7 protein-coding genes are annotated in these 8,153 nt (G+C 73.5%); 5 read left to right on the forward strand and 2 right to left on the reverse strand.

Annotated features, from left to right (window positions below):
- The first annotated feature begins 86 nt into the window (after positions 1–86).
- From ACEPPI_RS38800 to ACEPPI_RS38810, 3 genes are all read left to right on the forward strand, one after another.
- Positions 87–659: a hypothetical protein gene (locus ACEPPI_RS38800; RefSeq protein WP_373919964.1), complete on the forward strand. Its 573-nt coding sequence runs from the start codon at positions 87–89 to the stop codon at positions 657–659.
- 188 nt (positions 660–847) lie between these two features.
- Positions 848–1,627, forward strand: coding sequence for an ABC transporter ATP-binding protein (locus tag ACEPPI_RS38805; protein ID WP_266843146.1), 780 nt, complete (start codon positions 848–850; stop codon positions 1,625–1,627).
- The gene (locus ACEPPI_RS38810) at positions 1,627–4,188 is read left to right on the forward strand and encodes an ABC transporter permease (RefSeq protein WP_373919965.1); all 2,562 of its coding nucleotides are present in this window, start codon (positions 1,627–1,629) and stop codon (positions 4,186–4,188) included. Before ACEPPI_RS38805 ends, ACEPPI_RS38810 begins: the two co-directional genes overlap by 1 nt.
- An 87-nt stretch (positions 4,189–4,275) precedes the next feature.
- On the opposite strand, the gene ACEPPI_RS38815 is transcribed toward ACEPPI_RS38810, so the two are convergent.
- Positions 4,276–5,283 (reverse strand): TauD/TfdA family dioxygenase, encoded by a 1,008-nt coding sequence (locus ACEPPI_RS38815; protein ID WP_373919966.1) that lies wholly within the window; start codon positions 5,281–5,283, stop codon positions 4,276–4,278.
- A 238-nt stretch (positions 5,284–5,521) separates the two neighbouring features.
- On the opposite strand from ACEPPI_RS38815, the gene ACEPPI_RS38820 reads away from it, so the two are divergent.
- Both ACEPPI_RS38820 and ACEPPI_RS38825 read left to right on the forward strand, forming a co-directional pair.
- Positions 5,522–6,298, forward strand: coding sequence for a 4'-phosphopantetheinyl transferase superfamily protein (locus tag ACEPPI_RS38820; protein WP_373919967.1), 777 nt, complete (start codon positions 5,522–5,524; stop codon positions 6,296–6,298).
- 162 nt (positions 6,299–6,460) lie between these two features.
- Entirely contained in the window at positions 6,461–7,042 is a 582-nt protein-coding gene (locus ACEPPI_RS38825; protein ID WP_373919968.1) for a hypothetical protein, read from the forward strand.
- A 15-nt stretch (positions 7,043–7,057) separates the two neighbouring features.
- Here the strand turns inward: ACEPPI_RS38825 and ACEPPI_RS38830 are convergent.
- On the reverse strand, positions 7,058–8,153 hold a 1,096-nt coding region (locus ACEPPI_RS38830; RefSeq protein WP_373919969.1), incomplete at its 5' end, for an NB-ARC domain-containing protein.

The raw sequence follows: 8,153 nt of genomic DNA on the forward strand, positions 1-8,153 counted from the left end.
GACGACCGCGTTGAGCAGGAGCAGCAGTCCGGACACGGAGGCGACGGTGCCGATCGAGGTACACCCCCGCCCCCGGGGCCCGCGCCGTGGCCACCGGGGTGCTCGCGGTCGCCCTGCTGCTGTCCGCGGGCGCCCTCGTCGGCGGCGCGCTCCAGGACTTCCTGGACCGGATGGCCGGGGTCTTCGCGCTGGTCGCGCTCTCGGTCTCGGTGATGCTCGGCCTCGCCTCCGTCTTCCGGGACGTCCTCACCCCCGGCCGGCGGCAGCTCGCCCAGCTCCTGCACCGCGCCGCGGGCCTGGCCGGGGTCGGCTTCCTGCTCGTCCACATCGGCGTCAAGGTGGCCGGGGAGGAGGTCGCGGCGAGCGACGTCCTCCTGGGCAGCGGGGACCTCCTCGTCGACCTCGGTTCCCTGGCCGCCCAGCTCTTCGTGCTCGCGCTGATCACCGGCCTGTGGCGGGGCGTCTTCGCCACCCGCCGCTGGATCCGCCCCTTCCGGATGCTGCACGGGCTCGCCTACGCCGGCTGGGTCGCCGGGGTCGTCCACGGACTCGGCGCCGGCCGGACCCCCGCCCCGTGGGTCACCGCCTGCTACGGCCTGTGCCTTGCGGCCTCCGCCGCGGCCCTGGTCCACCGCTGGACGAGGGGGCGCCGCCGCTGAATCCTCCCGCGAACGTCCCTTTCCGGCCGTAGGCGCACAGCCCGCGGCCGGAAACCCGTACCCCGGGGCTTTTTGAGTAGAGGGAATATAGAACCGCCGTCCAGGATCGGTGGTGTTGCATCCGCCACATCTCGCGGATGAGGCTGCTGACATTCCCCCCTCAAAAGCTTTGGAAGGACTGGTCGCGCATGAGGACCGAGACGAACAGCCGCCGCGGGCAGAACGGCGCCGGGTCCCCGGGGTTCGCGCTGCGCCTGGACGGAGTCGTGAAGGAGTACGGAAAGGCCGGCCGGGGCGTGCGCGCGCTGGACGGGGTCTCGGTGGGCATCGAGCGCGGTTCGTTCACGGCCGTCATGGGACCTTCCGGTTCCGGCAAGTCGACGTTCCTGCACTGCGCCGCGGGCCTCGACAAGCCGTCGAGCGGTTCCGCGTACATCGGTGACACCGAGCTCGGGGGAATGAACGAGACCCAGCTGACGAAGCTGCGCCGCGAGCGCATCGGCTTCGTCTTCCAGGCGTTCAACCTCATCCCGGCGCTGTCGGTACGACAGAACGTCGAGCTGCCGCTGCGCCTGGCCGGCGAGCGCCTCGACTCCGGCTGGCTGGAGGAGATCCTCACGCGCGTGGGCCTGGGCGGCCGTGCCACCCACCGCCCCGCGGAGCTCTCCGGCGGCCAGCAGCAGCGCGTGGCGATCGCGCGCGCCCTGATCACCCGCCCCGACGTCATCTTCGGCGACGAGCCGACCGGTGCCCTCGACACCGTGACCGCCAAGGAGATCCTCTCCCTGCTGCGCTCCTGCGTCGACGAGACCGGTCAGACCGTGGTCATGGTCACCCACGACCCGGTCGCCGCCTCCTACGCCGACACCGTCCTCTTCCTCGCCGACGGCCGGATCGCCGACCGCATGCAGGCCCCCACCGCCGACCGCGTCGCCGACCGCATGACCCACCTGGGAGCGTGGGCCTGATGCTGCGCTATGCGTTGCTGACCCTGCGCGCCCGCAAGGGCGGCTTCATCGGGGCGTTCCTCGCCCTCTTCTGCGCGGCCGCGCTCGTCACGGCCTGCGGCATCCTGCTGGAGACCGGGCTGAGGGGGACCATCGGCACCGAACGCTACGCCGGCGCCCCGGTGATCGTCGGCGGCGACCAGAACGTCCACCAGGTCACCGTCAAGCAGAAGGGCGACAAGACCAAGACCAAGAAGAAGGAGAAGCCGCTCGGCGAGCGCGTCTGGCTGCCCGCCGACACCGTCACCAAGGTCGCCGCCCTGCCCGGCGTCCGGGCGGCGCTGCCCGAGATCACCTTCCCGGCGTACGCGGTCACCCCCAAGGGACAGGTCGTCCCGGGTGTCGACGGCAAGCCCTCCTTCGGACACGCCTGGACCTCCGCGCCCCTGACCCCCTTCACCCTGGCCGAGGGCGCCGCCCCGGTCGGCGCCGACGAGGTCGTCGTCGACCGCGAACTGGCCCGGCGGGCCGGGATCAAGCCCGGCACCGAACTGACCGTCCAGGCCACCGGCTCCCCGCGCGTCTACCGGGTCACCGGCATCGCGGCCCCCGCCGGCCACGACCTCAAGCAGCAGACCTCGCTGTTCTTCTCCGACGCCGAGGCCGGGCGGCTGTCCGGCCGCGCCGACCAGGTCGCCGTCGTCGGAGTGCTGCCCAAGGAGGGCGTGTCCGCCTCGGAGCTCGCCGGCCAGGTCCGCCAGGCCCTCGACGGCACCTCCGCGGAGGTGGTCACCGGCGGCGAGCGCGGCCCGGTCGAGTTCCTCGACGCGGCCAAGGCCCGGATCAAGCTGGTCTCCATGGGCGGCGCCATCGGCGGCACCTCGCTGCTCGTCGCGATCCTCGTCGTCGTCGGCACCTTCGCCCTCTCCATCCAGCAGCGCTACCGCGAACTGGCCCTGCTGCGCGCCATCGCGGCCACCCCCAAGCAGGTCCGCCAGCTCATCGGCCGCGAGGCACTGATCGTCGGCGCCCTCGCCGGAGTCCTCGGCTCGATCACGGGCCTGCCCATCGCCTACTGGCTGCACGGAAAGTTCGTCGGCTTCAAGGCGATCCCCGACACCCTCGAAGTCACCTTCAGCGTCTTCCCGTTCTTCGCCGCCATCGGCGCGGCCCTGCTGGGCGCCTGGGCCGCCGCCCGGATCTCCGCCCGCCGCACCGCCCGCATCCGTCCCGCCGAGGCCCTGTCCGAAGCGGCCATGGAGCAGCGGAACTTCGCCTGGGGCCGGCTCGGCGCCGGCGCCGCCTTCCTGGCCGGCGGGATCGTGCTGCTCGCCGTACTCGCCGCCCTGCGCAGCGAACCCGCTTCCACCCCGGTGACGTTCCTGTCGGTCGTCGTGCTCTCGGTGTCGGTCTCGCTGCTCGGGCCGCTGATCGCCCGGATCGCGGTCGGTGTCCTCGGGGTCCCGCTGCGGGCCTCCCGGGTCGGCGGCTACCTGGCCACGGCCAACGCCCGCGCCAACACCAAGCGGGTCTCCGCGGCGGTCACCCCGCTCGCCCTGCTGATCGGCATGGCCTGCACCGTCTTCTTCGTGCAGACCACGATGGGCGCGGCGGCCACCGCCCAGGCCCAGGCCGGCAACAAGGCCGACTGGGTCGTCGGCGCGGCCGGTCCCGGCGTTCCCGCCCAAGCCGCCGAGAACCTGCGCAAGGTCCCCGGCGTGTCGGCGGTGACCGAGGTCGTCCGCACCTCCGTGCGCGTCGGCCTGGAGAAGTACCCGGCGCAGGGCGTCTCCACCGAGGGCCTGACCCGCACCTGGGACCCGGGCGTCAGCGGCGGCACCCTGGACGGCTTCGGCGCGCAGAGCGTCGCGCTCAGCGACGTGGCGGCCGACAACCTGGGCAAGAAGCCCGGGGACAAGCTGAAGCTGACCCTCGGCGACGGCACCGAGACCGAACTGACCGTCGCGGCCGTCTACGAACGCGGCCTGGGCTTCGGCGACCTGACGATGTCCCACGAGCTGGTCTCGAAGCACGTCGACAACCCGCTGGCCTCCTCGCTGCTGGTCAAGACCGCCGACGAGGGCAAGCCCGGCCGCGCCGACCTCCAGAAGGCCCTCGCCGGCCTGCCGGGCGTCGGGGTGCTCGACCGCGACCAGGTCAAGGACCTGCAGGCCGAGGTCCAGCAGTCCAACGCCGAGGTGAACTACGTCGCGATGGGCCTGATCATCGCCTTCACCGCCATCGCCGTGGTCAACACGCTGGCCATGTCGGTGTCCGACCGCACCCGCGAGTTCGCGCTGCTCCAGCTCGTCGGCACCACCCGGCGCCAGGTGATGCGCATGCTCCGCATCGAGGCGGCCCTGGTGATCGTGATCTCCTCGGTCCTCGGCACCGGCATCGCCTTCGCGGTGCTCACCGCCTTCAGCATCGGGATGACCGGCTCCGCGTCCCCCTCCATCGACGGCTGGATGTACCTGGGCGTCCTGGGCTTCGCGGCGCTGCTGACCGCCCTGGCCACGCTGGTCCCGGGCCGTCTGGCCCTGGCGGGCCGGCCGGCGGACGTCATCAGCTCACGGCAGTAGGCACCACGACGGCCGGAGGGCCGGCCCCCGCAAGGGGCCGGCCCTCCGGCCGTTCCTACCGGCTCTCGAAGAGCGGTGGGCGGCACGTCAGTTGAGCACCGCGCCACCACCCTTGCGGTCCACCCGGCTGCGGCGGTGGTCCAGGTGGGCGTACACCCGGTGGAGCCACCGGTCCTGGCCGTCGTAACGAGGGGTGAAGGAGGTCCGGCCGTGTACCGCGAGCCGGTTGTCGACCACCGCGAGGTCCCCGACCCGCAGGGCCAGCGCGGACATCGTCCGCATGAGGGCCTCGCGCAGCTCGCCCATGGCGGCCTTCGCCTCGTCGTCCAGCGGATGCGTCGCGGCGAAGTCCACCAGGATGTTCGGGTCCTGGGGGTCCCCCACGAGCACCGCGTGGGCGGGGGTCACCGAGTTCAGGTCGCCGAAGGACGGCGGCGGCTCGGTGAGGAACCGCGGCGCGGCCAGTACGGACACGGTGTGCGCGGACAGCAGCGGAAGGGCCCGCCGGATCGAGGACGTGCACAGCTTCGCATCGCCGGTCGGGTCCTCTCGGACGCAGAGCAGGCCGACGTAATCGGGCTTGTTGTCATGGAAGGCGTTCTCGACGTGGAGTTCCAGCAGAACGGAGCCGGCATTGCTCTGGGAACTCTCGCTCCCCGGAACCGGGACGACGTTCTGGACCAGCGCGCCGGTCTTTTCGCTGCGATAGGCGATGACCTCCCCGAGCTGGAGCATGGCCGCCGTGACCAGAGCCGACGCCACGGCCGGCACCCGTTCCACGGAACCGGGCACGGTCGGCGTTTCCGGCAGCGGGTCGTTCGCGACCACCGGCACGTTGCGCAGCAGCAGCACCCCGTCGGGGCCGGCGTCGTGGCGGAACCGGCGCAGCGCGGCCAGCACCGAACGGGGCAGCGCCGACGAGGCGTCCCGCACGGTGTCCAGCCAGGCCGGATCGTCGATCAGGGCCGGGGTGGCCCGCAGCACGTCGGTGGCGACGGCGATCAGCCCGGCGCGCTCGGCGTCGGTGAGCGTGAGGGCGTCCGGGGTCGTGCCGGTCGGGGGAAGAGTAAGGGTGTGTTCCTGAATCCGCGGCATGAAGAAATCCTCGGGTTGATGAACGGTGACCCGAGTCAGTTTCCGGACCTGTCCTATCCCATTCCTATGGGAAAGGGTTCCGAACGGTCCGCGTATCCGTGTATAGCCGGGAAATAGTTGCCCACCGCATGGTTATGGGGCGGCTTTGTCTACGGTTTCCACGGGGGAATCCCGGAGAATTCCTGCCGACCGCCGCACGTCCCGCACCATCCGACGGGGGAGTAGAAGGGAGGACTTCATGGCATCAGGCACGGAAGGCCACGCCCATGGCACGGCGATGGCCGTCGCCGACGCCCTCGGCGCACGGGGGGAGGCTCACGTCTGGTGGTGGCGTACGCCGGAACACACCGATCCGGCCGATCTGCCTCTGCTGGACACGGAGGAGTTCCGGCGGGCGCTGTCCCTGCCCGCCGAACGCGACGCCGCCGCCTTCGTCCGCTCCCGCGCCGCGGCCCGCCGGGCCCTCGCCGGGCTGTTCGGTCTCGGGCCCGGGGACATCGCCCTCGGCCGGCGCTCCTGTCCCGGCTGCGGCGACGGCAGTCACGGCCCGCCGAAGCTGGTCGTCCCGGACCTGGGTCTCCCGCTCAGCATGAGCCGTACCGCCGGGTGCGGGATCTTCGCCCTCGGCGCGGGCGCCTCGATCGGCGTCGACGCCGAGTCGGTGCGCCCGGTCCGCGGCTCGGCGACCACCGACGCGGACCTCACCGTCGCGGAACGCGACCACCTGGCGGCGCTCCGCCCCGGTCCCGAGCGGGACGCGGCCTTCTACCGGATCTGGACCCGCAAGGAGGCCGTGGTCAAGGCCACCGGACTCGGTCTGTCCGGAGTCGAACTGGGCCTGCTGGAAACCCATCCGGGCCGCGAGGGTCCGGTCCGGGTCACCCACACCCACCGCGGCCGGACCACCGCCTGGACCGTCGAGGACCTCCGGCTCCTGGACGGCGTCGCGGTGGCGCTGGCCCGGCCGGCGGGACCCGCCGCGCACGGACCCGTGCACCACCACACCGACCACTGAGCCCTCCTCGACCACGCGCACCGCACCGACACCGGCGGTCACCTCGCCGCCGGTCACCTCGCCGCCGGTCACCTCTCCGACCGTCACCGCCCCGACCGTCACCGCCCTGACCGTCACCGCCCCTTCCGTCCCGGTACCGCCTCAGCGAAAGGCCGTAGAGCCATGACCATCGAGTCCTTCTTCCCCGTGGAACAGCTGATCGCGGAGAACGCCTTCCAGGCCGCCTCCACCGCCGAAGCCCCCTCCGGTGCTCCCGCCTTCGACTCGCCCGGGCAGCTGCTGGGGCTGGGTTCCGAGGACCTCGCCGCGTACTTCGAGGCGATCACGGAAGCCGTGGAGCGGGACGACCCGGGCCCGGCCGCGCGCGGCGGCTGGGAGGAGCGGGAGCGGCTGCGCTTCTCCACCTGGGTCCGCCGGGTCTACGAGCACCCGCTCTCGCCGGCCGTCTTCGCGCTCCCGGTGACCGGAGTCATCCGCGAGTTCCAGCTCGGCCAGGCCGCGGAACTCGCGTTCCGCATCGACGTCGGCCGGGCGCGGGCGAAGGCCGCGAAGCCGTCCGCCGAGGTACGGGCCACGGCCGCCGTGGCCTCGGCCTGGGCGATCGCAGCCGACGCGCTGTCCCGCTCGCCCCGGCCCCCGCGCGAGCGGGTCGTCGGCGACGTGTGGACCATCGTCCGCGAGACCATCGAACCGGCCCTGCGGCCCACGGGCACCTTCCACCTGCGGTCCCACAGCTCGTGGTGAGCACCGCGGGGTGACTCACCGCACCGCGGAGGGGAAGGCGTCCCGGGTGGTCAGGGAGGCCGCCAGCAGCCGGACCAGGTCGTTCCACCGGTACAGCGGCCGGCCCTGGGAGTCCAGCCCGGACAGTTCCAGCAGGGCGCGGTCCACCAGGGTGTCCAACGCCGCCTCCGCCTCCTCCTCCGCGGTGCCCAGCACCAGGGCCGCGTACTGGGCGCAGAAGGGTTCCGCGTCCCCGTCCGCGAGCCCGGTCAGCGCCGCCAGCTCCGGCTCCTCCAGCCGCCGTACGGAGTGCACCAGGGCCTCCCGCACGCTCACGTCGCCGTAGGACAGCTCGGCCAGCCGGGTACCGGGGTCGGCGAGCCGGGCCGCGAGGCGGGCCACCGGCCAGTGCGGGCGCGCCGCGAGCCGGGCCCCGGTGACGTGCAGGGCCAGCGGCAGCCCGGCGCAGTACGCCACCAGGTCGTCGGCCGCGTCCGGGTCGGCGTCCAGCCGGCCGCGCCCCACCAGCGAGGCGAGCAGTTCCAGCCCCTCCTCGTCGTCCACCAGGGCCAGCGCGGTGGTGTCCGCGCCGGCGACCCGGGCCAGCCGGGCCTGACTGGTGATCAGCACCGCCGACTCCGGGCCTCCCGGCAGCAGCGGGGCCACCTGGCGGTCGCCCACGGCGCCGTCCAGGAGCAGCAGCAGCCGGGCGCCCGAGGTCCGGGTCCGGTACAGCCGGACCAGTTCCTCCAGGTCCCCGAAGGCGGCGGCCGGAGGCGGTTCGCCGAGGGCGCGCAGCAGCCGGACCAGTACCTCGGCGGGCTCCTTCGGGGCGCCGTCCGGGTGGCAGAGCTCCACGAAGAGCTGTCCGTCGGGGAAGCGCGCGGCGCAGTCCTGGGCCGCGCGCACCGCCAGCGCCGTCTTGCCCGCCCCGGCCATGCCGGTGATCAGCAGCCGGCGAGGACGGCCGTCCTCGCGGCTCAGCCGCGCGCGCAGCCCGGCCAGTTCGGCCCGGCGGCCGGTGAACTCCCCGTACGGCGCGGGCAGCATCGCGGGCACCGCGCGTGACGCCGCCGCCGGGGCCCCGGGCGGCGGCGGGGTTGCGCCCCGGGCCCGGGCCGCCGCGGACACG

The sequence above is a fragment of the Streptomyces sp. AB3(2024) genome (assembly GCF_041862025.1).
GTDB lineage: Bacteria > Actinomycetota > Actinomycetes > Streptomycetales > Streptomycetaceae > Streptomyces.